Origin of the sequence: Streptacidiphilus jiangxiensis, from assembly GCF_900109465.1 — a bacterium.
Lineage (GTDB): Bacteria > Actinomycetota > Actinomycetes > Streptomycetales > Streptomycetaceae > Streptacidiphilus > Streptacidiphilus jiangxiensis.
Genome location: NZ_FOAZ01000021.1, coordinates 1 through 26,942, shown reverse-complemented (window position 1 = coordinate 26,942; position 26,942 = coordinate 1). Strand labels below are relative to the sequence as shown.

Here is a 26,942-nt window from a genome sequence, read left to right as displayed (position 1 = left end):
GCCGGTCCTGCGGTCAGGCCGAGACCCATCGGCGGGTGACGAGCAACGCCGCCGCATAGGCGGCGATGATCGCCGTCAGGAGGGCGTAGAAGGACAGCGGGAGCACGCCCAGGCCCAGCGCCGCGCCGGCCGGGGTCGCCGGGAGCAGCAGGCCGACAAGGACGAGGCCCAGGTTGGCCGCGCGGACCGGCCAGGTGGCCGGGACGCCGCTGCGCAGCCCGTGCCCGCCCACGCGCAGGAGCTGGACGGTGACGGCCTGGGTGATCAGGTTCTCGGTGAACCAGCCGGAGTGGAACAGCACCTCCGACCGCACCGGCCCGAGCCCCGCCGTCGTCGCGTGCAGGACCGCGAAAGTCGCGAGGTCGGCACAGGCGTTGACCAGGCCGAAGGCCAGGGCGTAGCGCGCCAGTGCACCGCGCGTCAGGCGCTGCGGGAGCGGCGAGGCGCCGCCGTCCCGCAGCGGACGGTCGAAGGCCAGGGAGAGCTGCGCCGCGTCGAAGCAGAGGTTCTGCGCGAGCACCTGCGCGGGCAGCATCGGCAGGAACGGCACCAGCGCACCGGCCGCGAGCATCGCGAATACGTTGCCGAGGTTGGAGGCGAGCGTGATCCGCAGGTAGTTGCCCGCGTTCGCGACGCCGGTGCGGGCCGCCCGCAGCGCGCCGCCGAGGTGGCGCAGGGCCTGGGCGCCGAGAACGAGATCGGCGGTGCGGCGCGGGCCGCTGTCGAGCGCCGTGGGTGAGCCGAGGCCGACGTCGGCGGCGTGCAGCGCGGGCATGTCGTTGAGGCCGTCACCGAGGAACCCGACGGTGTGGCCCCCTGCCTGCAGGGCCCGCACCAGGCGGGCCTTCTGCGCGGGGGCGAACAGGGCGAAGACGGTCGTGTGCTCGGCGGCCCGGCGCAGTTCGTCGTCGTCCATGACCTGTGCCTGCGCCCCCAGCAAGGGGGTACCGGGCTCGATCCCCGCCGCACGGCAGGCGTGCGCGGCGGCGCCCGGGCGGTCCCCGGTGACGACCTTCACCACGAGCCCGTCGGCGGCCAGCTCCGCGAGCGCGGCGGCGGCATCCGGTTCGAGCGTGTCGGCGAGACCGACCAGCCCCAGCAGGGTGAGCCCGTACGGGTCCTCCTCACGGCGTCGGACCGCGCGGCTTCCGCTGCCGCCCGGCACGGGGGCCTCCGTCCCGGCGGTGGCCACCGCCAGGACCCGCAGGCCGGCCCCGGCGCGCGCGTCGGCGAGGGCGACGACCTCGGCGCGGCGCGCCTCGCCCAGCGGCCGGTCCCGGCCGTCGACGCGCTCCGCCGCGCAGCGCTCCAGGACGTCTTCCACCGCTCCGGTGACGCAGATCGTCCGCGCCCCGAGCCCGACGGGTCCGCGGACCACGGCGACGGCGATCCGGCGGCTCGGGTCGAAGGGGACGGCGGCGATGCCCGTGAGCCGGTCCGCGAACTGCGGATCCGCGTCGAACGCGGCGTCCAGCAGCGCCTCGTCGACCGCGTCGACCAGCGGCGGGTCGCCCAGGTCGGTGCAGACCAGGCTGGTGACCGCGGCCCAGCGGGCCGGGGCGGGGTCCGGCCGACCGTCGGGGTCGAGGGACACATCGAGGGTGAGCCGGTCCCGGGTGAGCGTCCCGGTCTTGTCGGTACACAGCACGTCGAGCATGCCGAGGTCGTGCACCGCGGTGAGCCGCCGGGCGTAGAGGCCCCCACGCCGCAGCGCGTCCGCCTGCCGCGCGAGCGCGGAGGTGACCACGAGCAGCAGCATCTCCGGCGTCAGACCAAGGGCGACCGCGGCCGCGTACGGGACGACCTCCCAGGTGTGCCCCTCGGCGACCGCCCCGACGAGCAGCCCGGCGGCCCCGGACAGCAGCGCGAGCCGCAACAGCAGCCCGGAGACGGCCCGCGCGGTCCGGTCGAAGGCGGTCCGCCGCGCGCCTGGACGCGCCCGGACCTGCTCCGAGGTGCCGGGCACAGGCGCCGCGGGGGAGGCGGCAGACGAGGTGAGCGCCCCGGGCACGCCGGGCATGGGCCCGCCCGCCAGGTAGGTGTCCGGGCCGGTGGCCAGGACCACGCCGGTGCCCGAGCCATGGACGACCGTGCTGCCACGCAGGCAGAGGCGGTCGTTCTCGGGCGAGCAGGCGTCCGGCGCCGCCGCCGCGGAGACACCCGCCGCGTGCTTGGAGACCGGCGTGCTGACTCCGGTGAGGGCCGACTGGTCGAGCGTCAGTCCGCTGGAGCGGAGCAGCAGCAGGTCGGCGGGGACGCGGTCGCCGGGTGCGAGCCGGACCAGGTCACCGGGTACGAACTGGTCGAAGGGCAGTTCCCGGGCCAGCAGCCGGCGTTCGGCGCGACCGTGCGGCCCGGCGCGGTGGCGCAGCACCGTCGCGGTGCCCTCGGCGAGTCCGCGCAGCGCCGCCGCGTCCTGCTCGGCCCGTACCTCGCCGACCAGCCGCAGCGCGCAGCCCGCGAGCACCAGTGCGGCCAGCACGACGGCGCTCCTGAACGCGCCCGACAGGCAGGTGACCGCGACCAGCAGGCACAACGTCGCGGTGTAGGGGTCGCGCAGCTGGGCGAGGACCCGGCGGGGCCAGGACGGTACGGCCGGCAGCGGCAGCGTGTTCTCGCCATGGGCGACGAGCCGGAGCTCCGCCTGCTGCTCGTCCAGTCCCCCGAGGCCGGTTCCGAGCGCGCGCAGCACCTGCAGATCGCTCTTCCCGGCCGCCTGCGTCAGTGGTCCCCCTCATGCCCGCCCTTGTCGGCTCAGGGTATCGGGCGGCCAGGGGGCCTTGGCCACAGGCCCGCAGGTCCACCGACCTGCGGGCCTGTGGACCTTCGGACCTGCGGACCTGCGGACCTGCAGGGCTCCAGAGCCTAGGGGAGGAACACGAGTCGGTCGGCGAGCTCCTCGGCGAGCTCGGCGGGGAGCTCCGCCCAGACCTCCAGTTCGGCGACGCTGCCGAAGCCGCCGCACTCGCCGCGCGCCGCGACGATCCGGTCGGCGGCCTCCGGCGTCATCCCGGGCAGCCCCGCCAGCACCGGCGCGGGGGCGTGGTTGACGTCGGCGAGTCCGCCGTCGTCGTACTGGTGCGGCAGGTCGGGCCGCCCGATGCCGAGTTCGCGGGCGAGCGCGGGATCGCGTTCGGCCAGCGCCCGTGCCTGCGCCCGGCGTGCGCGCCGGTCGAGTGCGGCGGTGACGGCCGGGTCCTGCGTGACCTGGCCGATCAACCTGCGGCGCAGCGCGAACGTCGTCACCAGACCGCCACCGACCAGGCCGACCGCGATCAGTCCGCCCGCCAGCGAGTTCCGCGCGCTGTTCTGCGGCGACTGGGCCAGCCACAGCGAGACGACGGTGAGCACCCCCGCGCCGCCGGCCAGCATCGCGACCGCCCGCGACCGCAGCCGCCACGCGGCCCAGCCGATCACGGCGGCTGTGCCCATGCCGACGGTGAACAGCGGCAGCAGCGCCCAGAGGACACTGCCGGCGGGGCTCATCCGCCCACTCGGGCGCACCTTTTGACCTATATGCCCTATTTCAGCCACGTTCTTACCGTAGATCGTCGGCCGCTCGCCCGCCCGACTGCGCCTGCCGCACTGTCGGCCCCCGGGTCTAACGTGGCAGACGTGAAGGAGAGCGACGGGGGCCGGCCGGACGGGACGACCCAGCCGACCGAGCCGACCGACGAGGGCGGACAGGCCGAGGAGGGCGGCGAGCCTGCGTGCTGGCTGCACCGGCTCTGCCCGGAGTGCGACGCGGTCCAGGACGCCGAGCGCCCGGCCCACTGCTGGCGCTGCGGCGCGGCTCTGGCAGGCAGGGCGTAGGGCCCGGCCCTACGCTGAGCCCATGGCCCGGCTCAACGACCAGGTCCAGGCGCTCCTGGAGGAGTACGCCGACCTGCTGACCATCACCGGCGGGGACGCGTTCCGGGCGCGTTCCTACGAGAAGTCCGCGCGGGCGATCGGCGGCTGGCCGACCGACCTGGCCGACATGGACCCGAAGGCGATCCTGGAGATCCCGGGCGTCGGCAAGTCGACCGTCGGCAAGATCGACGAGGTCCGACGCACCGGCACGATCGACGCGGTCGAGAAGCTGCGCGCCAAGATCCCGCCCGGGGTCCGCGCGATGATGAAGGTGCCCGGGCTGGGGCCGAAGCGGGCGCTGGCCCTGCACCAGGACCTGGGCGTGTCGACGATCGACGACCTGCGCGCCGCCGCACAGGCGGGGCGGCTGCACGACCTGCCGGGGTTCGGCGGCCGCACGGAGGAGAACATCCTGCACGGCCTGGAGGTACTGCACCAGGCCGCGGGCCGTGCCGACCTGGGCACCGCCACGGCTCTCGCCGAGGAGGTCACCGCCGCACTGTCCGCCGTTCCCGGCTGCCTGCGCTGCACCTGGGCGGGTTCACTGCGCCGAATGCGCGAGACCGTCGGCGACCTGGACGTCCTCGCCGCCGCACACGACTCCGCGCCGTTGATGGAGGCCTTCGTCGCGCTGCCGTCGGTCGCGGAGGTGATCGTCAGCGGGCCGACGAAGACCTCCGTGCGCACCGGCGCGGGCCTGCAGATCGATCTGCGGGTCGTCTCCCCCGAGGCCTTCGGGGCGGCACTGGTCTACTTCACCGGCTCCAAGGCCCACAACATCAAACTGCGGACCCTGGCCGTGCGGGCGGGCCTCAAGCTCTCGGAGTACGGGCTCTTCGACGCCGGGACGGGCGAGAACCTCGCCTCGGCCACCGAGGAGGAGGTCTACGCCGCGCTCGGCCTGGCGTGGATCCCGCCGACGCTGCGCGAGGACCGGGGCGAGGTGGAGGCCGCGGCGTCGGGCGAGCTGCCCGTGCTCGTCACCGAGCGCGACCTGCGCGGGGACCTGCACACCCACACCGACCTCACCGACGGCGTCGCCTCCCTGGAGGACATGCTCGCGACCGCGAAGGCCCGCGGCTACGCCTACTACGCCGTCACCGATCACGCGCCGGACCTGGTCATGCAGCGCATGACGGACGAGAAGATGCTGGCCCAGCGCGCCCGCCTGCAGGAGCTGGCCGGCCACTACGGCCGGATGCGGCTGCTGCACGGCACCGAGCTCAACATAGGCCCCGACGGCTCGGTCGACTGGGACGCGGAGTTCCTCTCCGGCTTCGACGTGTGCGTCGCCTCCGTCCACTCCCACTTCGGCGCGGACCGCGCCACCCAGACCAGGCGCCTGATCCGCGCCTGCGAGAACCCGCACGTCCACGTCATCGGGCATCCGAGCGCCCGGCGCGTGGGGCGCCGGGCGCCGATCGACGTCGACTGGCCGGCGGTCTTCGCGGCCGCGGCCCGCACGGGCACCGCGCTGGAGATCAACGCGGCGCCGGGCCGGATGGACCTGAACGACGACCACGTGCGCGCCGCGCGCACGGCAGGAGTGCGCTTCTCCATCGACAGTGACGCGCACTCCACCGTGCAGCTGGCCAACCCCCGTTTCGGCGTGGGCACGGCCCAGCGCGCCTGGCTGGGCCCGGACGACGTGATCAACGCCTGGCCCTGGCAGAAGCTCAAGCGCTTCCTGACCAAGCCCGACCTCTGAAGCGTTCGGGCGCTACAGGCCGCGCTCGCGCAGCTGCTCCGCATAGAGGCTGGCGGGCAGCTCGGGCTTTCCCCCGCTCGTCACCTCGCCGTTCGAGCCGGAGAGCAGCGGGCCGGTGCAGCCGAAGGCCCAGTTGTGCGCGGTCGGCGGCTGCTGCACCTCGTAGCCGCCGGTGGTGACGCAGTTCCACGCGGTGCTGTTGGCGTCCGACCAGCCGTGGCCGGTGCCGCGGCTGCCGTTGTTCACCAGCAGCAGCGTCCCGTCGACGGTGACCTGGTCGTAGAGGGTGCCGCTGCCCCAGCGCTGGTGGCCGCCGGCGTCGTAGTCGGTCTGGGTCAGCTTCGCGGTGCAGCGCGAGTAGACGTTCGGGCCGGACTGGTGCGCCTCGGTGGTGAAGGCGTGGATCTTCGGCGCGGTGACCAGGCAGTCCTGGATCAGGTTCTGCTGGCCCTCCAGGGTGTAGCCGTCGGAGCGGGCCGAGGTGGCGGTGTTGACCAGCATGTCGAGCGTCGCGGTGTGCAGCACGCTGATCCGGCGGCTCTGCGAGCCGAGGCCGGTGACGCCGTCCTGACCGAAGTGGTAGCCGGTCACGTTCTGCACCCAGGAGTCCTGGACGGCGCCGAAGGTGGAGAGGTTCGATCCGTAGAAGTCCTTGGCGTAGTTGGGGTCGGCGGCCATCGCCCGGCCGTCCGCGCTCAGCGACTCCAGGCCGACGTGGTCGATCCGCGGGAAGGTGTAGCGGTAGACGGTGGCCTGCGTGTACTTCGCCTCCAGCGCGGTGGTCAGGGGCGCGTCGAGGGTCAGCCGGTGGCCGCTGACGGCGGTGACGCGGCGCTCGGAGTACAGGCTCCAGTTCGGGGACCACAGGCCGTGCATGCCCGTCGCGTCGATCCACGCCTGGGTGGTCGGCCGCTGCACGACGACCTGGGAGCCGACGGTCAGACCCACCGTGCTCGCCACGTCCAGTGTGGTCGCGCCGACGGGCACGTACCCGTCGGTGACGCGGGTCGGCGAGCCCACGGCGGTGTAGCGGGAGCCGGCGCCGACGGTGATCAGCGCCCGGGCGGTCGCGCCGTGGGCGACCAGGCGGGTGCCGCCCGCGCCACTGCCGGCGCCGCGCAGGACCACGCCGGAGGCGCCGATGTGCAGGGTCCCGTCGATGCGGTAGGCGCCCGGGGCGAGCAGGACCGCGCCGCGCAGCCCGCCGGCGCCGACCGGCAGCCGGGAGGCCGCGTCGATGGCGGCCTGGATCCTGGCGGTGTCGTCCTTGCCGCTCGGCGCGGCGACCCGCTCCTTGACCGGGGCGACGGGCAGTGCGACGCCGCCGCCCTCGTAGCCCGCGGAGGAGTAGTCCGGGACGCGGTTGCCCTGCGCGTCGTGGCCGTAGACGAGCCTGCCGCCGGACCAGGAGATCCACTGGGTGCGGGTCGCGGCGGAGGCGGCGTGCGCGCTCGCGGCGCCCCCGGCCACGGAGGCTCCCGCCTCAGCGGCGGCGAAGAACCCGGCCCCGGCGACGAGCACCGCGGCGGAGGTGATCAGCAGAGTGCGCCTGCCTCGGCGCTTATGACGGATGTTCACGGGATGGAATCATGACAACTCCAGGTGATTCCCGTAAAGGTTCCTTACCCGATTCTGTCCCCACGTCTCCCGGCCGTCTCCCTGTGTCTCCCCTGCGATTCAGCTCACAGGTTCCCCCTCTCGGGGGGCGTGTCGCCCGCGCACTCGGGCAAGATGGACCCTCTGAGCGGGGCACGGATGCAGCGGCCCCAGCTCTGGGGTGATCATGGAGTGAGCTCTGCCGACCGGGGGGACGAGGAGAGATCGTGGGCGCGGAGGCCCCGAAGCGGGACGCCGCCGCGGCAGCCATGGACGCGGCGTCCTCAGCCATGGCCGGTACGCCGGACCTGTTGTCGACCCGCCTGCTCGCCGCGCTGCCGGTCGGCGTCGCCCTGCTCGACGCGGACCTGCGCCGGACCTACGCCAACGAGGCCTTCCTCCGCCTCACGGACTTCGACAGCGCGGCCGCGACCCGGACCGCGGCCCAGGTGCTCGCGGACGGCGAGACCCGCGAGCTGGTCGTGGGCCCGCCCGAGGCCCGGGTCCGGATGCGTCTGCAGCGTCTCGACCCCGAGCCGCCGACCTCACCGGAGGCGGGCACGCCCCTCTCCGCCGTACCCGAGGCCGTGCCCCGGGCCTCGGGCCCGGCTGCGACGGCCGTTGCGGGGGCTGCGGGGGCTGCGGCGGCTGCGGGGACTGCGGCGGCTGCGGGGGCGATGGTGCTCGTCGTGGCCCTGCTGGACGCCGGCTCCGCGCCGTCGACCGACGAGCGGCCCGATGCGGACGTCCGCGAGGCCGACGCGCACGTAGCCGACGAGCACCCGGCCGGTGAGCGCGCAGCCGGTGGGCGTGGCGAGCCGGTGGCCGAGGCGCACCCGCGCGGGGCGAACCTGTCCCGCGCGGACCGGGACGGGACGGTCGGCCGAGCAGGCGGGCCCACTGAGGCCGGGGCCGGGACCGGGGCCGAGACCGCGCTCGGGACCGGGGAGCTGCCCGAGCCCCTTCCATCGTCCGAAGCGGAGCGGCTCGCCCGGCGGCGGCTCGCGATGCTGACGTCCGCCGGGGAACGCATCGGTACCACCCTCGACACCGACACCACCTGCTCCGAGCTGGCCCGCTTCACCGTGCCCGGCCTGGCCGACCTCGCCACCGTGGACATCCTGCCGCCGGGCGTGCCCGAGCACCGCGTGGGTGTCCCGCTGGGCACCCTGCGCCTGCTGCGCGCCGCCGTCGCGGGCCGTCCCGAACTGCACCAGCAGCTCGCCACGCTCGCCCACCCCGGCGAGTCGGTCCGGCACCGCGAGGGCTCGCTCGTCGCCCGGAGCCTGCTGGCGGGCAAACCGATCGTGCTCGACCTCGCCGCCACGGGCGTGGACGGGCGGGAGGGTGAGGAGGCCGCGCCGATCTCCGACCCGGCGACCCTGGCGGTCTACGCCGCCGCCGGGGTCAGCTCCGTCGTCGCCGTCCCGCTCGCGGCCCGCGGCCACCTCATCGGCGCGCTGACCCTCGCCCGCGCCGCCGCGTCCACCGACACCACGGGCGAGGCCTACTCCGAGGAGGACCTCGCGCTGATCGAGGACCTGGCCGGGCGGGCCGCGCTCAGCATCGACAACGCCCGCCGCTACATGCGCTCCCAGGGCATCGCCCTGGAGCTCCAGCGCGCGCTGCTGGCGGAGCCGGCCAGCCCGCACCCCAACATGGAGATCGCCTGCCGCTACCTGCCCTCCGGCAGCAGCTCGGTGGTCGGCGGCGACTGGTACGAGAGCGTCCGACTGCCCTTCGGCCGCACGCTGCTGGTGATCGGGGACGTCATGGGCCACGGCGTCGAGGCGGCCGTGGACATGAGCACGTACCGGTCGATGCTGCGGTACGTCGCGGTGATGGACCTGCCGCCGCACCGGATCCTGCGCCAGCTCGACGCGATGATCTCCGAGAACGAGGCGTCCCGGCCGGCCACCTGCCTGCTCGCCCTGGTCGACCCGCCACGTAACCGGGTCACCTTCGCCAGCGCCGGTCACCTGCCGCCCGCGCTCGTCGGCCCGTCGGGGGCGACCGAGCTGGTCCCCGTCCCGAGCGGCCCGCCGCTCGGCACCGGTGTCGGCGGCTACCAGCAACTGGTCCGCGAGCTCGCTCCGGGCGCGGTGCTGCTCCTCTACACCGACGGACTCGTGGAGCGCCGACACGAGGACATCGACGCCTCGCTCGAGCGGCTGGCCCGCCTCCCGCTCCCGGCCGCGGGCGACCTGGACGACCTGCTCGACGCGGTCCTGCACAGCTCGACACCGAGCGAGGCGGAGGACGACATCGCCCTGCTCGCGGCCAGGGTCCGGCCCCGCGCCTGAGGGCCAGGAAAGGAATCCGGAAGAAATCCTCGGCGGAGTGTCGATCCCGCCGGTCCCCGTTCGTAGTGGTGGTATCAGCCCGGCAGGAGGCCGAGGCCGACACGGAACACAAGGCAACGAGGAGTCGTCATGAGCGCCACCAAGATGTACCTGCTCTCGGTCCACATGGTCGAAGGCCAGGAGCCGCCGTCCGAGGAGACCATGCAGACCATGTACGCGGACGTCGACCGGTTCAACAAGAAGCTGCAGGCGGACGGCGCCTGGGTCTTCGCCGGCGGTCTGCTCCCCGCGGACATCGCGACCGTGGTGCGGACCCAGCCGGACGGCAGGGTCGTCACCACGGACGGCCCGTTCGCCGAGACCAAGGAGCACCTGGGCGGCTTCTGGGTGGTCCGGGCCGCGGACCTGGACGCCGCGCTCGAGCTCGCCGCGGCGGGCAGCAAGGCCTGCCAGGGGCCCGTCGAGGTGCGTCCGTTCCAGGACGACACGGCCGAGCTGTAAGCGAACCGGAGCAGCCTTGACCGACGACGAGCAGCGCATCGCCCGCCATGCCACCGAGCGCGAGACCGAACAGGTCTTCCGCGAGGAGTACGGGCGGTGCGTCGCCGCCCTGATCCGCTTCCTCGGCGACATCGACCTCGCCGAGGAGGCGGTGCAGGACGCCTTCACCGTCGCGCTCGAGCACTGGCCCGCCAAGGGCCTGCCGCCCAACCCCGGCGCCTGGATCACCACGACGGCCCGCAACCGTGCCGTCGACCGGCTGCGCCGCGAGTCGTCACGCCAGGACCGGCACCGCGAGGCGCAGCGGCTGCTCGACGCGACGACCATCACCCCACAGGACCGTGCGGCAGAGGAGGGGCCCGTGTCCGACGACCGGCTGCGCCTGCTGTTCACCTGCTGCCACCCCGCCCTCGCCCCGGCGGCGCAGGTCGCGCTGACGCTGCGTCTGCTGGGCGGCCTGCAGACCGCGGAGATCGCCCGCGCCTTCCTGGTGCCCGAGGCGACGATGGCCCAGCGCCTGGTCCGGGCCAAGCGCAAGATCAAGGACGCGGGCATCCCCTACCGGGTCCCGCGCGAGGCCGAGCTGCCCGACCGGCTGCAGGCCGTGCTGGACACGATCTACCTGGTCTTCAACGAGGGTTGGACCGCCTCGGCCGGCGAGGGGCTGTTGCGTGAGGACCTGTGCGCGGAGGCGCTGCGGCTGGCACGCGTGCTGGTCGAGCTGATGCCGGACGAGCCGGAGGCCGTCGGCCTGCTGGCCCTTCTGCTGCTCACCCACGCCCGCGGGGACGCGCGGACGCGCGCCGACGGGACGCTCGTGCTGCTGGCCGAGCAGGACCGCTCGCGCTGGGACCACGCAGAGATCGCCGAGGGCCAGACCCTGGTCCGCGCCTGCCTGCGACGCGGTGCGCCCGGCCCCTACCAGATCCAGGCCGCGGTCAACGCCGCGCACAGCGACGGCTCGCTCGCCGAACCGGAGCGGTGGACGCAGGTGTTGGCCCTCTACGACCTGCACCTGCGACTGGCGCCGACGCCCGTGGTCGCCCTCAACCGGGCGGTCGCCCTCGCCGAGGTCTCCGGCCCGGCGGCCGGCCTCGCCGCAACGGACGCCCTGCGCGAACCCCTGGCCGGATACCAGCCGCTGCACGCGACCCGCGCAGACCTGCTGCGCCGCCTGTCCCGCAAGGACGAGGCCGCGACGGCATACCGCGCCGCCCTCGAGCTGACCACGAACGCGACGGAACGGGCCTTCCTGGAGCGCCGGTTGGCCGCGCTGGGCACGACGGGACAGTAGCCGCCGGCTGCGCCCCGGGCGGACGTCGACGCCCGGGCCACAGGCGCGCGGCCGCGCGGCGAACGCGCAGGAGCGGGCCCCGACACGGCCACGCGCGGAGCAGGGGCCCCACACGACGGCGCACGCGCGGCGGCGGCCGCCGCGTGAGCGCGAGGCCGTCACACGACCACGCCGCCAACCGCAGGCGCGGCGGCCGCGCGGCGAACGCGCAGCGGCGCGCCCCGACACGGCCACGCGCGGAGCAAGGGCCCCCACACGGCGGCGCACGCGCCGCATCGGCGGACGCCCCGTCAGTCGAACACCGACCAGCAGATGTCGTTGCGCAGGCGCTGGTCGTCCAGGACGAGGGCGCGGATCGCCGCCGGGAGGCGGTCGCGCTGCCAGGCGCACTCTCGGCGTCCCGCGTTCTCGGCCTCGGCCGTGGGCGCGGCCGCGCGCGCCGCTTTGATCGCGTAGGCCGCGGCGCCCAGTTCGTGCGCGGCGACGTGCGCCACCACCGCGGCCTGACCTGCCGCGAACGCCGCGTGGCGTGCCGGGCCGGTCAACACCCGTGCCGCCGCCATGGCGTGGCCGCCCGCCGCGCGGGAGTCGGACATGCGGATCTCGCCGCGCGTCCACGCCCGTACCTGCGCGATCGCCTCGCGCGGTCGGAGGTCCGTCGGCTGCGCCGACTCGAACAGGGGCAGCACGTGCTCGGCACAGTCGGCCGCCCACAGGGCCAGCAGGTGGTGGTCGGCATCGGTCAGCGAGCCGCCGCGGCGGAGGGTGATGAACCGGGGGTCCCGCTCCTTGGGGAGGATCACCGTTCGACCGTACTGCGCTCAGGGCTGGAGCAGGGTACGGAGCAGCAGCTCCGCCTGCTCGCGGAGCTCGTCGGGGGTCGGCGGGGCCGCCTGGCCGGAGCCGGCGGTGGCGTTGAAGAGGATGCCGTCGCACCACGCGATCAGGTAGCGCGCGCGACGCTCGGCGTCCTCACCGCCGGCCGCGGCGAGGAGGGACGCGGCGATCGCGCGGAAGCCCGCGCCGAGCGCGTCGTAGCGGTCGCGGACCTCGGGGTCCCGACCGGCCTCGAGGGCCAACTCGAAGCGGGCGAGGGTGAGGGCGCGGCCGGTGGTGAGCGCGGCGCCCACCCCGTCGACGAGGAAGGAGACGAGCAGTCCGCGCGCGGCCTCGGGGGTGAGCTCGGCCGTGGGGGGCGAGGTCTGCAACGGTGCCGCCTCCACCTCGGCGAGCCGGTCCAGGGTCAGCGTCAGCAGCGCCGCCCTGGTGCGGGCGACGTTGGAGGTGGAGCCGGGCGGCAGGCCCGCCGCCTCGTCGACGGCGCGATGGGTCAGGCCACGCAGGCCGCGGTCGGCGAGCAGAGCGACAGCGGTGTCGGCGATCAGGCGGGTGCGCGGCGAGGTCATGGTCAAAATCATGCCCCCTTCCCAGCGGTCACTACATCCGTAGTACGATGGACTACATCCGTAGTGAGCCGAAGGGGGGCCGCCATGAGCGAAGCCCAGCACCGCCCGCACGCACTCGTCGTCGGCGCCGGCATCGGCGGACTCACCGCCGCCCTCGCCCTGCAGGCGGCGGGGTTCCACGTCGGGGTGCACGAACGCGCGGCCGCGCTGGAGCCGGTCGGCTCGGGCCTGGGGATCGCGCCGAACGCCCTGCGGGCGCTGGACACCCTCGGCCTCGGCGACGAGGTGCGCGGCGTCGCCACCGTCCAGGGCGAGGGCGGACTGCGCCGCCCGAGTGGCCGCTGGCTCGCCCGGACCAGCGGCGAGGGCATCGCCCGCACGTTCGGCGACCCGCTCGCCGTCGTCCACCGCGCGGAACTCGTCGCACTGCTGGCCGCACACCTGCGCGCCGGCGCCCTCCACACCGGCAGCGCGCTGCGCGTGCTGGACCCGGGAGACCCCGCCGACCCGGACCGGCCGGCCGTCGCCGTCACCCCCGACGGCTCCCGGCTCGCCGCCGAGCTGATCGTCTCCGCCGACGGGATCCACTCCCCCACCCGGAGCCTGCTCTTCCCCGAGCACCCCGGCCCGCGCTACTCCGGGTTCACCACTTGGCGCACCGTCATCCCGAGGCCGGAGCGGGCAACCGGGCGTCGGCCGGGCCCGCTCGGCGAGGTCTGGGGCGCCGGCGCACTGACCGGCGTGCTGCCGCTGCCCGACCGGCGCACCTACCTCTACGCCGCCGCGCTCGCCCCGGCCGGCGAACGTGCCGCAGACGGCGACGAGCGCGCCGAGTTGCTGCGCCGCTTCGGCGCCTGGTGCGCGCCCGTGCCCGAACTGCTGACCGCCGCCCGGCCCGAGCTGGTGCTGCGCAACGACGTCCACGAGATGACCACCGCGCTGCCCGCCTTCCACCGTGGCCGCGTGGCCCTGCTCGGCGACGCCGCCCACGCCATGACGCCGTTCCAGGGGCAGGGCGCCTGCCAGGCGATCGAGGACGCGGTCGTCCTCGCCCACGCCCTCCGCGCGACGCCCACCCTCGCGGACGCCCTACGGGCCTACTCCGCCGCCCGCCTGCCACGCGCCACCGACGTGCTCCTCCGCTCGTCCCGCGTCGCCCGCGCCGTCGCAGTCCACTCCCGCCCGGGCGTCCTCCTCCGCGACACCGCCCTCGCACTCGCGGGCCTGCTCCCGGAATCCGCGGTCGTCCGCGGCATGGCCCCGACCTTCGACTGGCACCCGCCGACGCTGCCGCAGCGGCCCGGCGCCCTCACCGGCGTGGGGAAGGCGTGACGTGGAGGGCGGCCAGGGCGGTCGTCCAGTCCGAGGCGATCACCGACTGGGCGGCGGTGAGACCCACCTGCCCCGAGCAGACGGCGTCGTGGAGGGCTGACTCGACATCGTCCTTGGGGTTGGCCGGGCCGGAGCCCGGGGTGTGGCCCGGGGAGGGCGGTTCGACCCAGAGGTTGCGGGGGTCGTTGGGGTCGCCGCCGACACCCAGCGGGATCAGGTGGTCGTACTCGGCGTCGGAGAGACGGCCCTTGTAGGCGTAGGACGTCGCATTCAGGCGCTTCTCGACGTCCGTCACCGCCTTCGGGGGCCGGACGCTCGCCGTGTAGCCGCCGCGGCGGCACAGGGTCTGGCGCAGGTTGGCCTGGGTGACGGCGGGGTTCACGGCGCCGGGCGTGCAGTGACGGTCCGGCAGCGGCTGCGCGCCGGAACCCTGACCGTAGTGGCAGCTCCCGGCGGGTGGCTGCGGGGCCACCTGGTACGCGCTCTGCGGCCCGGGACCGACCGCCAGGGCGGTCCCGGGGTCCGCAGCGGAGGTCCGTGAACCGGCAGTGCCGCCGCAGCTCGACAGGGCGAGCGTGAGGACCACCGCCGCGCCCGTCCGACGCCAAGCTCCCACGACGGCTCCCTCCGTCCGGCCCGGATGGCCGCTGAAGGCCACTGAAGGCCCCACCCTAGGAGCGCCGCGACTACGTCGCGAAACGGACTTCACCCGGACGAGTGCACCAAATGTCTCGTACATGCCCAGTTGATCTGGAATGGTGGAAAGCGACCACAGGGGGGCGGTCCGGCCGCCCACTCCCGGAGGGAGATCACAGATGGCGCGCGTCACCGGTAAGTTCGGCAAGCTCGGACCGCAGTTCCCGGTCGGCCTCAAGGAGTTCACCGCCTACGCGAAGGCGCCGCTGCCCGCGCCGCCCGCGGCGGTGGACTGGGCCACGAAGGTCGGCACCTGGCCGATGGACGGCAACGACCAGTACGGCGACTGCACCATGGCCGCGGCCGCGCACCTGATCCAGTCGTGGAACGCGCAGACCGGCCAGAGCGACACGGTGCCGACGGAGCAGCAGGTCGTGGACCAGTACTTCCAGCTCTCCGGCGGCAAGGACACGGGGCTGGTCGAGTCCCAGGTCCTGTCGAGCTGGCAGACCACGGGCCTGTGGGGCAACCAGGTCATCGGCTACGCGCCGGTCAACGTCCACGCCCAGACGGCGATCAAGCAGACCATCGCGCTCTTCGGCGGGGTGTACGCGGGCATCCAGGTCCCGGCCAACGCCCAGACGCAGTTCCAGGACGGCAAGCCCTGGACGCTGGCGCCCGACTGGCAGACCCAGCCCATCGAGGGCGGCCACGCCATCCCGCTGCTCGGGTACGACGCCGACTGGCTCTACGTCATCACCTGGGGCGCGGTGCAGCAGGTCGCCTGGGACTGGTGGCAGACCTACGGGGACGAGGCGTGGGCGGTGCTGGCGCAGGAGTACCGCGAGGCCGGGCAGGTCAACGGCATCGACATCGCCACCCTGACGGCCGATCTGAAGCAGATCTGAGCCGACGAGCCGGCGCCCGCGGATCGTCCCGGGCGGGGGTGGGGACCGCCGGGCCCCACCCCCGCCCGGGCACGGTCCGCGGGCGCCCCGACGGCCGCCACCGGACTGGGCCGAGCGGGTGGCGCGTGACACCCGCTCGGGGCGCGTCCGAGGAGCGGGCACGGGCGGCCGGATGCACGCTTGTGGTGGGCCGCCGCGCACCGTCGCGGCGGTCGCCGTCGCCCGCCGAGGCCGATCGCGATGCGAGGAGTGATTCCCGTGGTCCCCACCCTCTCTTCCACCAGCACAGTCTCTTCCCACGGCACGACCGGGAACGACGCCGCGCCGCAGCAGCGGGCGGCCGACCGGCCGCCGGTCCGGGACGTCTGGGTCCGGCCGGACTTCGAGGCGTACGACACCGCGCTGGAGGTCACCGCCTACTCGGCCCGCGACTGAGCGGGCCGCAGCGCATGAGCCTGCTCACCGCCGCCCCCGAGGGGGCGCCCGTCCTCGGCGACGCCGAGTTCCGTGCCGCGCTGTACGCGCTCGAGCCCCGCTACTGGGACGGTCACCCGTTCCACACACGTCTGCACGCGGGCCTGCTCGGCAAGGACGAGCTGCGCCTGTGGGCCGCCAACCGGTGGTACTACCAGCGGTGCATTCCACAGAAGGACGCCGCGATCCTCGCCAACTGCCCGCTGCCGGAGGTCCGTCGGCAGTGGCTGCCGCGGATCGTCTACCACGACGGCGCGGATGCCGGGGCGGGCGGCGCGGAGAAGTGGTTGCGGCTGGCCGAGGCGGTCGGGCTCAGCCGGGCAGAGGTGCTCTCCGAGGAGCACGTCCTGCCCGGGGTGCGCTTCGCCGTCGACGCCTACGTCACCTTCGCGCGGCAGCGGCCCTGGCTGGAGTCGGTCGCCTCCGGGCTGACGGAGCTCTTCTCGCCGGGCCTGCTGCGCCACCGGCTCGGCCGGATGCGGGAGCATTATCCGTGGATCTCCGAGGAAGGGCTGGCGTACTTCACCGCCCGCATCGACGTCGTCGACGCCGAGGGCGCCGCCACACTGGACCTGGTGGTCCGTCATGCCACCACCCGCGCCGATCAGGAGGCCTGCGTGGCCGCGTTGTCGTTCAAGTGCGACGTGCTGCAGGCGGTGCTCGACACGGTGGACCACCGCGCGACCTCCCTGCGGGCGCGACCATGAGCGCCGCGCCCGCGCCCGCGCCCGCGCCCGCTCAGCAGCCCGCCGCGCCGCGCCTGCGACGCGGGGTCCGGCTGTCCCACGACGCCACCCGGGGCGCGGACCTGGTCCTGCAGCCGGAGGGTGTCCTGGTGCTCAACCCGACCGCCGCCGCCGTGCTCGCGCTCTGCGACGGACGACGCTCGGTGGACGCCGTCGTGGCGGCCCTCGGCGAGCGGTACGCGCAGGTCAGCCGCGCGGACGTCGACGAGCTGCTCGCCCGTCTCGCGGCACGCCGCGTGGTGGCGTATGGCTGACACGGCACCTGCGGCCGACGCGGCACCCGCCCCGTTCGGGCTGCTCGCCGAACTGACCCACCGCTGCCCCCTGCACTGCCCCTACTGCTCCAATCCGCTCGAACTCGTGGCGCGGGCAGCGGAACTGGGCACGGACCAGTGGTGCGAGGTGTTCGCCCAGGCCCGCGCCCTGGGCGTGGTGCAGATCCACCTCTCCGGCGGGGAACCGCTCGCGCGCCCGGACCTTCCCGAACTCGCCGCGCACGCACGAGGCCTGGGCGCCTACGTCAACCTGGTCACCAGCGGGGTCGGCCTGACCCGCGAGCGCGCCCTGCTCCTGGCCGAGCGCGGCGTGGACCACGTGCAGCTCTCCCTCCAGGACGCCGACGCGGCCGACGGCGACCGGGTGGCCGGCGCACGGGTGCATGCCGCGAAGCTCGCCGCTGCGGAGGCCGTCACCGCCGCCGGGCTTCCGCTGACCGTCAACGTGGTGCTGCACCGGGCCAACATCGACCGGACGGAGCGGATCGTCGATCTCGCGGTCTCGCTCGGCGCGGACCGGATCGAGCTGGCCAACACCCAGTTCTACGGCTGGGGCCTGCGCAACCGCGCGGCGCTGCTGCCCACGCGCGCCCAGCTCGAGTCGTCCCGGGACGCCGTGGCGCGGGCCCGGGCCCGGTACGGGGCCGCTCCCGACGGCGGGCCGGAGATCGTCCACGTGGTCGCCGACCACTACGCCGACCGTCCCAAGCCGTGCATGGACGGCTGGGCCCGGCGGCAGCTCACCGTCACCCCGGCGGGCGACGTGCTGCCGTGCCCGGCCGCATCGGTGATCCGCACGCTGCCGGTCGAGAACGTGCTGCGGCGCCCGCTCGCGGAGATCTGGTACGCCTCGGCATCGTTCAACGCCTTCCGTGGCACGGAGTGGATGTCCGGACCCTGTCGCTCCTGTCCGCAGCGTCACGAGGACTTCGGCGGCTGCCGCTGCCAGGCCTTCCAGCTCACCGGGGACGCCGCCCGCACCGACCCGGTCTGCGGCCTCTCCCCCGACCGTCCGCTGGTCGACGCCGCGTTGGCCGAGGCCGGCCCGGAGCTGCGGCCGAACTACGCGATGCGGGTGCTGACGTGAGGGTGCTCCTGCTCGGTACCGCCGCCGGGGGCGGCTTCCCGCAGTGGAACTGCGCCTGTCCGCTCTGCCGGAGGGCGCGGGCCGGACGGCTGCCGGGGCGCACCCAGGACTGCGTGGCCGTCAGCGGCGACTCCCGCTCCTGGTGGCTGCTGAACGCCTCGCCGGACCTGGGGGCACAGCTCCTGGCCGCCCCGGAGCTCGCCCCCGGCCCGGGTCCGCGCGACACCCCGCTACGCGGCGTCCTGCTCACCGACGCCGAGGCCGACCACACCCTCGGCCTGCCGCTGCTGCGTGGCGGCCCCGGCCTCGAGGTCCTCGCGACCTCGACGGTCCTGGGCGCGGTGCCGCTGCGCGACGCCATCGACCGCTACACGCCCTGGCGTTGGACCGCGCTCGTGCCGGGCGGCGCGGCGCACGAGCTCGTCGGCGGGCTCTCGGTGACGGTCCACCAGCTCGGCAGCAAGGCGCCGAAGTTCGTCGACTCCCCCGCGACGGACGGATCGTGGGTCAGCGCGCTGCGCATCGCGGAGCCGGCGACGGGAGCCGCCCTGCTCTACGCGCCCTGTTTCGGCCGCTGGACGCCCGCCCTGGACGCGCTCGTCGCAGGCGTCGACTGCGCCCTGCTCGACGGCACCTTCCTCTCCGCCGACGAGCTGGGCACCCGCGCCCCCGGCGCTCGCGCCCAACGCTCCATGGGCCACCTGCCGATCTCCGGCCCGGACGGCAGCCTGTCCGCCCTCGCCCGCCATCCGCGCGTCCGCCGGATCTACACCCACCTCAACAACACCAACCCGCTGCTGGACCCCGCCTCGGCCGCCCACACGGAGCTGAAGGCCGCCGGCGTGGAGCTGCTCCCCGACGGGACCGAACTCGCCCTGCCCTGACGGCGATCGGACCGCTTCTGGCACGCCTGTACGATCAGGCCCACCCGACTGGAGTGGAGCACCGTGGAAACCCCGCCGCCGAACATCGCCCGCGTCTACGACTATCTCCTGGGCGGCAAGGACAACTTCGAGGCCGACCGGGCCCTCGGCGAGCGGATCGCCGGCGCGCTCCCGCAGGTGCACCTCGGTGTGCAGCAGCAACGCGCGGTGCTGCGACGGGTGGTGGACCATCTGGTGCGCGTCGAGGGCCTGCGGCAGCTCGTCGACATCGGCTCCGGGCTGCCCACGGCGGAGAACGTGCATCAGGTGGCGCAGCGCATCGCGCCCGACACGCACGTCGTCTACGTCGACAACGACGCGACCGTGCTCGCCCACGCCCGCGCGCTGCTGGCCGACAACAAGCAGACCGTCGTCACCGACGGCGACCTGCGCCGCCCCGCCGAGCTCCTGGCCGACCCGACGCTGCGCGCCCACATCGACCTCGACCAGCCGGTCGGGCTGCTGCTCTGCGGCATCCTGCACTACGTCCTGGACGAGGAGGACCCCTACGGCCTGGTCCGCGGCCTGGTCGACGCGCTGCCGTCCGGCAGCTACGTCTTCGTCCACCACCTGACCACCGCAGGGCCGGAGGTCGACGCCGACACCGCCGAGGCGGAGGCCGCCCTGCGGCAGGGCGTCGGACGCGGCCAGTTCCGCACCCGCGACGAGGTCGCGGCGTTCCTCTCCGGCCTGGACCTGCTCGACCCCGGCGTCGTCGGCGTCGCCGAGTGGCGCCCGGACGCGGACACCCCCTCCCCCGCCGACCACCCCGTGCTCCGCCTCGCCGCCGTCGGCGTCGCCCGCAAGCCCTGATCACCACGGCCCGTGCGACGGTCCGTCACCAGTCCTCCTCAAAGGCGAACAGCGGCCCGTCCCCGGGTGCGCTCTCCGTCAGGGACTGCTCGGACCAGATGACCTTGCCCGTGGGGGTGTAGCGGGTGCCCCAGCGGTGCGCGAGTTTGGCGACGAGGAAGATGCCGCGACCGCCCTCGTCGGTGGTCGCGGCCCAGCGCAGGTGCGGAGCGGTGCTGCTGGCGTCGGAGACCTCGCAGACCAGGGCGGTGTCGCGCAGGAGGCGCACACGGACGGGTGAGGCGCCGTAGCGGATGGCGTTGGTGATGAGCTCGCTCAGGATCAGCTCGGTGTTGAAGGAGATCTCCTCAAGACCCCACTCGGCCAGTTGCTTCACGCAGGCGTTGCGCACCGGTCCGACCGCGGCGGGGTCGCTCGGCACGTCCCAGGTGGCGACCTGGTCCGGGCGCAGCAGCGTGGTGCGGGCGACGAGGAGGGCGATGTCGTCGGTGGGGTGGGGGCTCGGGCCGGCCTGGATCGCGGCGGAGCAGGTCTCCTCCGGGCTCGTGCCGCCGCGGCCCTCGAGGGCCGCGCGCAGGCGTTCCAGGCCCTGGTCGCCGTCCTGCTCGCGGGACTCGACCAGGCCGTCGCTGAACAGCAGCAGCTGGGAGCCGGGGGCGAGCGGGATCTCGGTGGTCTCGAACGGGTGCCCGCCGACGCCCAGCGGCGGCGAGACGGCCACCTCGGGGCGGTCCAGCCGCCCGTCCGGGGTCAGCACGACCGGCGCCGGATGCCCGGCACGGGAGACGGTGCAGACGCCCACGACGGGGTCGTAGACCGCGTACACGCAGGTGGACCCGGTGAAGCTGACGTCGGTGGACTCCTCGTCGAGCTGGGAGACGAGCTCGTCCAGTCGGCCCAGCACCTCGTCGGGCGGCAGGTCGAGGGCGCAGAAGGTCCGGATCGCGGTGCGCAGTCGGCCCATCGCGACGGCGGCGTTGATGCCGTGGCCGACCACGTCCCCGACGACCAGGGCGGTGCGGAAGCCGGGCAGGGCGATGACGTCGAACCAGTCGCCGCCGACGCCCGCGGTGGCGGGCAGGTAGCGGTGCGCCACCTCCAGCCCGGTGCGTTCGGGCACGCTGCGCGGCAGCAGGCTGCGCTGCAGGGCGACGGCGGTGCCGTGCTCGCGGGTGAACCGACGGGCGTTGTCGACGGACATCGCGGCGCGCGCGGCCAGGTCCTTCGCCAGCAGCAGGTCGTCGGCGTCGAAGGGCGCGCTCGTGACGGCGCGGCGGAACTGGACCAGGCCGAGCAGGCCTCCGCGCATCCGCAGGGCGACGGTCAGCGTCCCGTGGTGGTCGTCCGGCACCGCCTCGTCACTGGTCACGGCGCGCTCCTGCGGGCTGCCGGCGGTGACGGTCACGCTGGCGCCGACCGGCGCGGCGGACCCGGGCGAGCCCACGCCCGGACGACCGCGCAGTGCGGTACGGCGCAGCAACGCGGCCGTCCGCGGCGGCTCCTCGCCGCGGGTGACGGCGTCGACCAGGTCGACGGTGACGGTGTCGGCGAACCCGCCGACCGCGACCTCTGCGAGCTCCTCGCAGGTGCGCGTCATGTCCAGGGTCCGGCCGATCCGCATGCCCGCCTCGTAGAGCAACTGCCGGCGCTGCCCGGCGACCTCGATGCGGTCGGTGAGCTCGTGCAGCTCGGTGGTGTCGCGCAGCGTGACGACGCTGCCGGGCAGGCCGCCGTAGGGCGCGGTGGGGCGCTTGTTCACCGCGAGCAGGCGGTCACCGGCCCGGTGGATGCCGTCGGTCACCTCGTCCGCGGAGGTGAGCAGCTCGGTCGTGGCGGGGTCGAGGCCGAGCGAGGCGACGGATCGGCCCTCGGCCTCGGCCGGCAGGTCCAGCAGCCGGCGTGCCTCGTCGTTGGCGAGCGTCAGGCGTCCGTCACCGCCGATGATCAGCACGCCCTCGCGGACCGCGTGCAGCACGGCCTCGTGGTGCTCGTACATCCGGGACAGCTCGGTCGGGCCGAGGCCCCGGGTCTGCCGCAGCAGCCGCCGGGAGGCGTAGGCGGTGCCTGCGGCCGCCAGCACCAGCCCGACGGCGGCGCCGCCGATCAGGATCGGCAGGTGGGTGTCGACCAGCGAGTTGACCCGGCCGACGGTGATGTTGACGACGACCACGCCGAGCGGCCGGTGGGCCGGGTCGAAGATCGGGACGGCGGTGGCGATCGAGCTGAACCCCGGCTCGCTCAGGGTGAAGGTGACGGTCTGGCCGGCCAGCAGCTTCGGCACCACCTCCTGCGTCACGAAGGGGGGCGCCTGGTAGGGGCGACCGACGAAGGTCGGGTCCGGCGAGGTGAGCTGGACGTAGCGGGTGTTGAAGACCACGACCGAGTCCACGCCGGTGGCCTGCCGTACCGCCTCGGCGCGTGGCTCCAGCACCGCCGACGGGTTCGAGCTCTCCAGGGCCTGGGCGAGCCCCGGTCCGCTCGCGAACGCCTCGGCGACGCCCCGGGTGACCCGGCGGGCGTCGCTGACCGTGCTGGAGCGGGCCTGGAGCACCATCGCGGTGACGGCCGCCGCCACCAGCAGCAGCACGATCAGCAGGCCGGTCAGGAACATCCGCCCGGCCAGGCTCCGGGCGGAGAGCATCCGGCTCAGCCCGCGCCCGCGGCGCGGACCGCTCGGACTGTTCGAGCCCGGCTCGGACGACGCACCGCGGTCACGGTGCGTCGAGGCCTCGCGGTGGCGTCTGCGCACCCCCCATCCTTAACCTGCACACCTGTGACCACGCAAGTAGCGGTCGGTAATCGGCGGAGCTAGGGCCGGTCCTCGGCGGTCTCCCACTCCGCGACGCGGCGCAGGCGGTGGGCGCGTTCCGGGTCCGGGAGGGGGCCGTCGAGGGAGCGGCGCATCGTGGCGGCGGCCTCGGCAAGGCGGCCCGTGCGGGCGAGGAGCTCGGCGCGGATAGCGGTGCGACGGTGGTCGTGCGGATCGGGCGCCTGCGCGTCGAGAGCGTCCAGGGCCGCCAGGCCGGCCGGGGCACCGTAGGCCTCGGCCACGGCGACGGCCCGGCCGAGCGCGGCGGGCGTGCTCGCGGGTTGAACGGAGATCAGCAGGTCGTAGAGGCGCACGATCTCGGGCCAGTCGGTGGCCTCGGCGGTCGGCGCGAGGGCGTGCACGGCGGCGATCGCCGCCTGGAGCTGGTACGGGTCGGCCTGCCCCTCGGTGCGCTCCAGGGAGGTGGCCAGGAGGTGCAGGCCCTCGTCGATCGCGGCCCGGTCCCAGCGGCCGCGGTCCTGGGCGGCGAGCAGGACCGGCGCACCGTCGGGGTCGATCCGGGCCGGGCGGCGCGCCTCGGTGAGCAGCAGCAGCGCGAGCAGCGCCTCCGGCCCGGGCCGGCCCGGCAGCAGGTCGCGCAGCAGCCGGGCCAGCCGCACCGCCTCGTCGCACAGGTCCACGTCGAGCAGCGTCGCGCCGTCGAGCCGGGTGTGGCCGGCGGTGTAGAGGCCGTGCAGGACGCCGCAGACGGCCGCGAGCCGGGCGGGCAGCTCGGCCTCGGCGGGCACCCGGTACCGGATGCCGGCCTGCTTGATCTTCTGGCGGGACCGGGTCAGCCGCTTGGCCATGGCCGCCTCGCTGGTCAGCAGGGCGGCGGCCACCTCCGGCACCTCCAGGCCACAGAGTGTGCGCAGGGCCAGCGCCACCCGGGCCTCGGGAGCGAGCGTGGGATGGCAGCAGACGAAGATGAGCCGTAGTTGGTCGTCGGAGCCCACCGCGCCGACCGGCTCCGGCGGCTCGGGGGCCGTCTGGTCCAGCAACTGCGTCGCCTCCCGCTCCTTGCGGCCGCGCAGGCCCTCCCTGCGCACGAGATCGGTCGCCTTGCGGCGGGCCACCACCGTCAGCCAGGCCCGCGGGCTCTCGGGCACGCCGGAGACCGGCCACTCGCGCATCGCGGTGATGGTGGCCTCCTGCACCGCGTCCTCGGCGATGCCGAGATCGCCGACCGTCCGCACGAGGGTGGCCAGGATCCTGGCCCCCTCCAGCCGGACGGTCCGCGCGAGCGGGTCCTCCACGGGCGTTCCCTTCGGGCCTCTGTCGGGGCCCCTGCGGCTACTCGGACGTCAGCAGCGACTGCACCGCGCTGAAGTCGGCGACGGGCCGCACCTCGATCGCGCCGTGCCAGGCCCCGGGAATCTTCGCGGCCAGGGCGACGGCCTCGTCGAGGTCCTCGCACTCCAGCAGGTAGAAGCCGGTCAGCGCCTCCTTGGTCTCGGCGTAGGGGCCGTCGCTGACCACCACCTCGCCGCCACGCGCGCCGAGAACCCGCACGGTGGTCGCCGTGGCGGTCTGTGCGAGGGCCTTGCCGCCGACCACGTGCTCGTCCGCCTCACTGCGGAAGGCGGCGTACTGCGGAAGCCACTCCTTGGCGATCTCGGGCTCGGCGAAGTCGAGATCGGGCGTGTAGATGAGCGCGGCGTAGAGCATGACGGTCAACCTTTCGGACTCGCTGTCCGGACCGGGCGGGCGCCCTCGTCCTCACCCTAGGGACGAACGAGGCCTGACGCGCGGGACATTCGGGCAGAGAAAACTTCCCGGCCGGTCCCTCCGCGCTGTCCTTTCCCCGCGGCGCCGTTCGTCCAGAGGCAGAGCACGCGCTCCACCGCGCGTCCCGAACGGGAGCCTCCGATGACCACGCAGCAGCTCACCACCGCCCGCGCCCCCGGCGCGGCCTCGACCGACCGCCACGGCTGGGTCCTCGCCCTGATGTCCGCCGCCGCGTTCATGGCCGTACTCGACACCCTTGTCGTGACGACCGCGCTCACCACGATCCAGCACGCGATCCGGGCGACGCCCGAGCAGCTGGGCTGGACAGTGAACGCCTACACGCTCGCGCTCGCCGTCTCGATCCTCCCCGCCGCCGCGCTCGGGGACCGCTACGGACGGCGGCGGGTGCTCGTCGTCGGCCTGACCCTCTTCTCGCTCTGCTCGGCCGCGTGCGCGCTCGCGCCCTCGATCGGGCCGCTGATCGCCGCCCGTGCGGCGCAGGGTGTGGGCGCCGCCACCGTCATGCCGCTGACCCTCGCCATCCTCGGCGCGACGTTCCCGCCCGCGCAGCGCGGCCGGGCCATCGGCGTGTGGGGCGGCCTGACCGGTCTCGCCGTGGCCGCGGGGCCGCTGATCGGCGGCGCGGTCGTCCAGGGACTGGGCTGGCAGTGGATCTTCTGGATCAACGTGGTGCTCGGCGTGGTCCTGGTCCCGCTGATCGTCCGCCACGTGCCGGAGAGCCGGGGGCCGGGCGGTCCGCTGGACCTTCCGGGCCTCGCGCTCGTCGCCCTGGGCGCACTCGGCCTGGTCTGGGGCCTGGTCCGGGGCAACGCCTCCGGCTGGACCAGCCCCGAGATCCTCACCGCGCTCCTCGGCGGAGCGGCCCTGCTCACGGCCTTCGTGCTCTGGGAGCTGCGGACCCGGACGCCGATGCTGCCGATGCCGTACTTCCGCTCCCGCGCCTTCTCCGCCGGGCACGCGGCCGGCTTCCTGATGACGGCGAGCCTGTTCGGTGCCGTCTTCCTGATGGCCCAGTACTTCCAGATCGTCGGCGGCGACGACCCGCTCGCCGCGGGGCTGCGCCTGCTGCCCTGGACCGCCACGCCCATGGTCGTCGCGCCGATTGCGGGCAACCTCTCCGACCGGATCGGCGAGCGTTGGATCCTCGCCTCCGGGCTCGCCCTTCAGGCGGCCGGGCTGGCCTTCGTGGCGCTGACCGCGGGCACGTCCCCGTCCTACGCCGCGCTGGCGGTGGGACTGGTCGCGGCCGGCGTCGGGATCTCGATGGCGCTGCCGACGGTGCAGACCGTGATCCTCGGCGCGGTTCCGCCGTCGGGCATCGGCAAGGCGGCGGGCAGCAGCAACACCTTCCGCCAGCTGGGCGGCGCCTTCGGCATCGCCCTGGCGCTGGCGCTGTTCACCCACTACGGCGCCCTGGAGAGCCCGGCCCGGTTCGCCGCCGGGTTCCGCCCGGCCGTCGCCGCGCTCGCCGTCCTGTCACTCCTCGGCGCCGTCGCCGGCGCCTGCGCCCCGAGCCGGAGCGGCTCACTCGTGACCGGTGGCGCGCTGACGTCCCCAGGTGACCGGGTAGCGGACGGGGTGGCCGCCGATGCGCGCCGGCAACAGGCCGACGCCGACGAGTAGCAGCGTGGCCAGGGCCAGCAGGCCCAGAAAGGGCACCGGGTGCGGGGCCTGGAGCACAACGATCACCGAGGTCGCGGCCGCCGGTGAGTGGGAGAGGTGGGTGAGCAGCATCGCGCCGAGCGAGAGGCCCGCCGCGACCGCGGCGCCCCAGGCACTGCTGCCGGTCACCGCGAGGGTGCCGAACCCGATGAGCGCGCAGAGCAGTTGTCCGCCGATCAGGTTCCGGGGCTGCGAGATCGGCAGTCCCGGAGCGCCGTGGACGAGGGCCGCGCTGGCGGCCAGCGGCGGTATCAGCATCGGCTGGTGGAGCAGCACGCCGACACCGACCAGAACCGACAGGGCGCCCGCGGCGAAGACCGCCGCCCGCAGCGCCTGCAACGGGTGCGACGGCTTGGCGGCAGGGGGCGGCGGCATAACGAGCTCCGGGCAGGTCGGATCGGACCGCCCGAGCATAAACAGCATGTTGAACTCGCTGGTCAGTCGTCTTACTCCGCGGGCACGGCCCTGAGTGGGGGCGTGCCCGCGGGGCGGGGCACGGGGCTCAGCGGGCGCCGAGGAGGTGTTCCATGGCGAGCTGGTCCAGGACCTCGAAGGCCATGCCGCGGCGGGCGGCGGTGTCGACGTCGAAGTCCTCGAAGGCGTCCCGGTCGGCGAGGAGGCCGGCGAGGCCGTCCTGGGCGGTGGGGAGGGCGAGTTCGGGCAGGCGGGCGGCGGTCAGCGCGGCGACGACGTCCGGGTCGGCGCGGAAGGCGCGGGCGCGTTCGGCGAGCAGCAGGTAGTTGCGCATGCAGGCGGCGGCGGAGGCCCAGACGCCGGAGAGGTCCTCGGTGCGCGGGGGCTTGAAGTCGAAGTGGCGCGGGCCGTCGTAGCCGGCCGATTCCAGCAGGTCGACCAGCCAGAAGGCCTG

General features: G+C 74.8%; 24 protein-coding genes and 1 pseudogene. 14 read left to right on the top strand and 11 right to left on the bottom strand.

Annotated elements, in window-relative coordinates; translation table 11 throughout:
* Positions 1 to 13: 13 nt before the first annotated feature.
* Both BMY61_RS32555 and BMY61_RS32550 read right to left on the bottom strand, forming a co-directional pair.
* Positions 14 to 2,692, bottom strand: coding sequence for a P-type ATPase actuator domain-containing protein (locus BMY61_RS32555; RefSeq protein WP_052438916.1), 2,679 nt, complete (start codon positions 2,690 to 2,692; stop codon positions 14 to 16).
* 173 nt (positions 2,693 to 2,865) lie between these two features.
* On the bottom strand, positions 2,866 to 3,486 hold the full coding sequence (locus BMY61_RS32550) for a ComEA family DNA-binding protein (protein WP_052438917.1): 621 nt from the start codon (positions 3,484 to 3,486) through the stop codon (positions 2,866 to 2,868).
* 129 nt (positions 3,487 to 3,615) lie between these two features.
* Here BMY61_RS32550 and BMY61_RS32545 point away from each other — a divergent pair, with 129 nt between their 5' ends.
* Entirely contained in the window at positions 3,616 to 3,813 is a 198-nt protein-coding gene (locus tag BMY61_RS32545) for a hypothetical protein (RefSeq protein ID WP_042450911.1), read from the top strand.
* 22 nt (positions 3,814 to 3,835) lie between these two features.
* Positions 3,836 to 5,560 carry a DNA polymerase/3'-5' exonuclease PolX gene (polX, locus tag BMY61_RS32540; RefSeq protein ID WP_042450912.1) on the top strand — a complete coding sequence of 575 codons (1,725 nt, stop codon included), beginning with the start codon at positions 3,836 to 3,838 and terminating at the stop codon, positions 5,558 to 5,560.
* 12 nt (positions 5,561 to 5,572) lie between these two features.
* Here polX and BMY61_RS32535 read toward each other — a convergent pair whose 3' ends face one another.
* Positions 5,573 to 7,138, bottom strand: coding sequence for a glycoside hydrolase family 55 protein (locus BMY61_RS32535; protein WP_236656107.1), 1,566 nt, complete (start codon positions 7,136 to 7,138; stop codon positions 5,573 to 5,575).
* Between the two features lie 245 nt (positions 7,139 to 7,383).
* Here BMY61_RS32535 and BMY61_RS32530 point away from each other — a divergent pair, with 245 nt between their 5' ends.
* From BMY61_RS32530 to BMY61_RS32520, 3 genes are all read left to right on the top strand, one after another.
* Positions 7,384 to 9,459, top strand: a complete 2,076-nt coding sequence (locus BMY61_RS32530) for a SpoIIE family protein phosphatase (RefSeq protein ID WP_052438918.1) — start codon at positions 7,384 to 7,386, stop codon at positions 9,457 to 9,459.
* Positions 9,460 to 9,588: 129 nt separating this feature from the next.
* Positions 9,589 to 9,960, top strand: a complete 372-nt coding sequence (locus BMY61_RS32525) for a YciI family protein (RefSeq protein ID WP_042450913.1) — start codon at positions 9,589 to 9,591, stop codon at positions 9,958 to 9,960.
* A gap of 16 nt (positions 9,961 to 9,976) precedes the next feature.
* Complete coding sequence (locus BMY61_RS32520; protein WP_236656108.1) at positions 9,977 to 11,254, top strand: RNA polymerase sigma factor; 1,278 nt, start codon at positions 9,977 to 9,979, stop codon at positions 11,252 to 11,254.
* A 290-nt stretch (positions 11,255 to 11,544) separates the two neighbouring features.
* Here BMY61_RS32520 and BMY61_RS32515 read toward each other — a convergent pair whose 3' ends face one another.
* Entirely contained in the window at positions 11,545 to 12,057 is a 513-nt protein-coding gene (locus tag BMY61_RS32515) for a putative immunity protein (protein WP_042450914.1), read from the bottom strand.
* A gap of 18 nt (positions 12,058 to 12,075) precedes the next feature.
* A complete protein-coding gene (locus BMY61_RS32510) occupies positions 12,076 to 12,660 on the bottom strand; it encodes a TetR/AcrR family transcriptional regulator (RefSeq protein ID WP_042450915.1) in 585 nt (194 codons plus the stop codon).
* Between the two features lie 84 nt (positions 12,661 to 12,744).
* On the opposite strand from BMY61_RS32510, the gene BMY61_RS32505 reads away from it, so the two are divergent.
* Positions 12,745 to 13,992: an FAD-dependent monooxygenase gene (locus BMY61_RS32505; RefSeq protein ID WP_042450916.1), complete on the top strand. Its 1,248-nt coding sequence runs from the start codon at positions 12,745 to 12,747 to the stop codon at positions 13,990 to 13,992.
* On the opposite strand, the gene BMY61_RS32500 is transcribed toward BMY61_RS32505, so the two are convergent.
* The gene (locus tag BMY61_RS32500) at positions 13,970 to 14,608 is read right to left on the bottom strand and encodes a hypothetical protein (RefSeq protein ID WP_042451027.1); all 639 of its coding nucleotides are present in this window, start codon (positions 14,606 to 14,608) and stop codon (positions 13,970 to 13,972) included. The two genes, BMY61_RS32505 and BMY61_RS32500, sit on opposite strands and share 23 nt — an antisense overlap.
* 199 nt (positions 14,609 to 14,807) lie before the next feature.
* On the opposite strand from BMY61_RS32500, the gene BMY61_RS32495 reads away from it, so the two are divergent.
* From BMY61_RS32495 to BMY61_RS32470, 7 genes are all read left to right on the top strand, one after another.
* On the top strand, positions 14,808 to 15,536 hold the full coding sequence (locus BMY61_RS32495) for a hypothetical protein (RefSeq protein ID WP_042450917.1): 729 nt from the start codon (positions 14,808 to 14,810) through the stop codon (positions 15,534 to 15,536).
* Between the two features lie 258 nt (positions 15,537 to 15,794).
* Complete coding sequence (locus BMY61_RS46645) at positions 15,795 to 15,971, top strand: hypothetical protein (protein WP_169791865.1); 177 nt, start codon at positions 15,795 to 15,797, stop codon at positions 15,969 to 15,971.
* A 14-nt stretch (positions 15,972 to 15,985) separates the two neighbouring features.
* Positions 15,986 to 16,717, top strand: coding sequence for a pyrroloquinoline-quinone synthase PqqC (pqqC, locus tag BMY61_RS32490; protein WP_042450918.1), 732 nt, complete (start codon positions 15,986 to 15,988; stop codon positions 16,715 to 16,717).
* Positions 16,714 to 17,010, top strand: a complete 297-nt coding sequence (gene pqqD / locus BMY61_RS32485) for a pyrroloquinoline quinone biosynthesis peptide chaperone PqqD (protein ID WP_042450920.1) — start codon at positions 16,714 to 16,716, stop codon at positions 17,008 to 17,010. The genes pqqC and pqqD overlap by 4 nt, the downstream gene beginning before the upstream one ends.
* Positions 17,003 to 18,118 carry a pyrroloquinoline quinone biosynthesis protein PqqE gene (pqqE, locus tag BMY61_RS32480; RefSeq protein ID WP_042450922.1) on the top strand — a complete coding sequence of 372 codons (1,116 nt, stop codon included), beginning with the start codon at positions 17,003 to 17,005 and terminating at the stop codon, positions 18,116 to 18,118. The genes pqqD and pqqE overlap by 8 nt, the downstream gene beginning before the upstream one ends.
* Positions 18,115 to 19,002: a pyrroloquinoline quinone biosynthesis protein PqqB gene (gene pqqB / locus BMY61_RS32475; RefSeq protein WP_042450924.1), complete on the top strand. Its 888-nt coding sequence runs from the start codon at positions 18,115 to 18,117 to the stop codon at positions 19,000 to 19,002. The genes pqqE and pqqB overlap by 4 nt, the downstream gene beginning before the upstream one ends.
* A 63-nt stretch (positions 19,003 to 19,065) precedes the next feature.
* Positions 19,066 to 19,854: an SAM-dependent methyltransferase gene (locus BMY61_RS32470; protein WP_052438919.1), complete on the top strand. Its 789-nt coding sequence runs from the start codon at positions 19,066 to 19,068 to the stop codon at positions 19,852 to 19,854.
* A 25-nt stretch (positions 19,855 to 19,879) separates the two neighbouring features.
* Here the strand turns inward: BMY61_RS32470 and BMY61_RS32465 are convergent, their stop codons facing one another.
* From BMY61_RS32465 to BMY61_RS32455, 3 genes are all read right to left on the bottom strand, one after another.
* Positions 19,880 to 22,495: a SpoIIE family protein phosphatase gene (locus tag BMY61_RS32465; protein WP_425314720.1), complete on the bottom strand. Its 2,616-nt coding sequence runs from the start codon at positions 22,493 to 22,495 to the stop codon at positions 19,880 to 19,882.
* Between the two features lie 167 nt (positions 22,496 to 22,662).
* On the bottom strand, positions 22,663 to 23,919 hold the full coding sequence (locus BMY61_RS32460; protein ID WP_042450927.1) for an RNA polymerase sigma factor: 1,257 nt from the start codon (positions 23,917 to 23,919) through the stop codon (positions 22,663 to 22,665).
* A 37-nt stretch (positions 23,920 to 23,956) separates the two neighbouring features.
* Positions 23,957 to 24,331, bottom strand: coding sequence for a YciI family protein (locus BMY61_RS32455; RefSeq protein WP_042451031.1), 375 nt, complete (start codon positions 24,329 to 24,331; stop codon positions 23,957 to 23,959).
* 201 nt (positions 24,332 to 24,532) lie between these two features.
* On the opposite strand from BMY61_RS32455, the gene BMY61_RS32450 reads away from it, so the two are divergent.
* Positions 24,533 to 26,035, top strand: a complete 1,503-nt coding sequence (locus tag BMY61_RS32450; protein ID WP_063773297.1) for a DHA2 family efflux MFS transporter permease subunit — start codon at positions 24,533 to 24,535, stop codon at positions 26,033 to 26,035.
* Here the strand turns inward: BMY61_RS32450 and BMY61_RS32445 are convergent.
* Positions 25,937 to 26,449 (bottom strand): HPP family protein, encoded by a 513-nt coding sequence (locus tag BMY61_RS32445; RefSeq protein WP_042450932.1) that lies wholly within the window; start codon positions 26,447 to 26,449, stop codon positions 25,937 to 25,939. The two genes, BMY61_RS32450 and BMY61_RS32445, sit on opposite strands and share 99 nt — an antisense overlap.
* 127 nt (positions 26,450 to 26,576) lie before the next feature.
* Positions 26,577 to 26,942 (bottom strand): annotated as a pseudogene (locus BMY61_RS32440) (xylose isomerase); the annotation flags it as partial.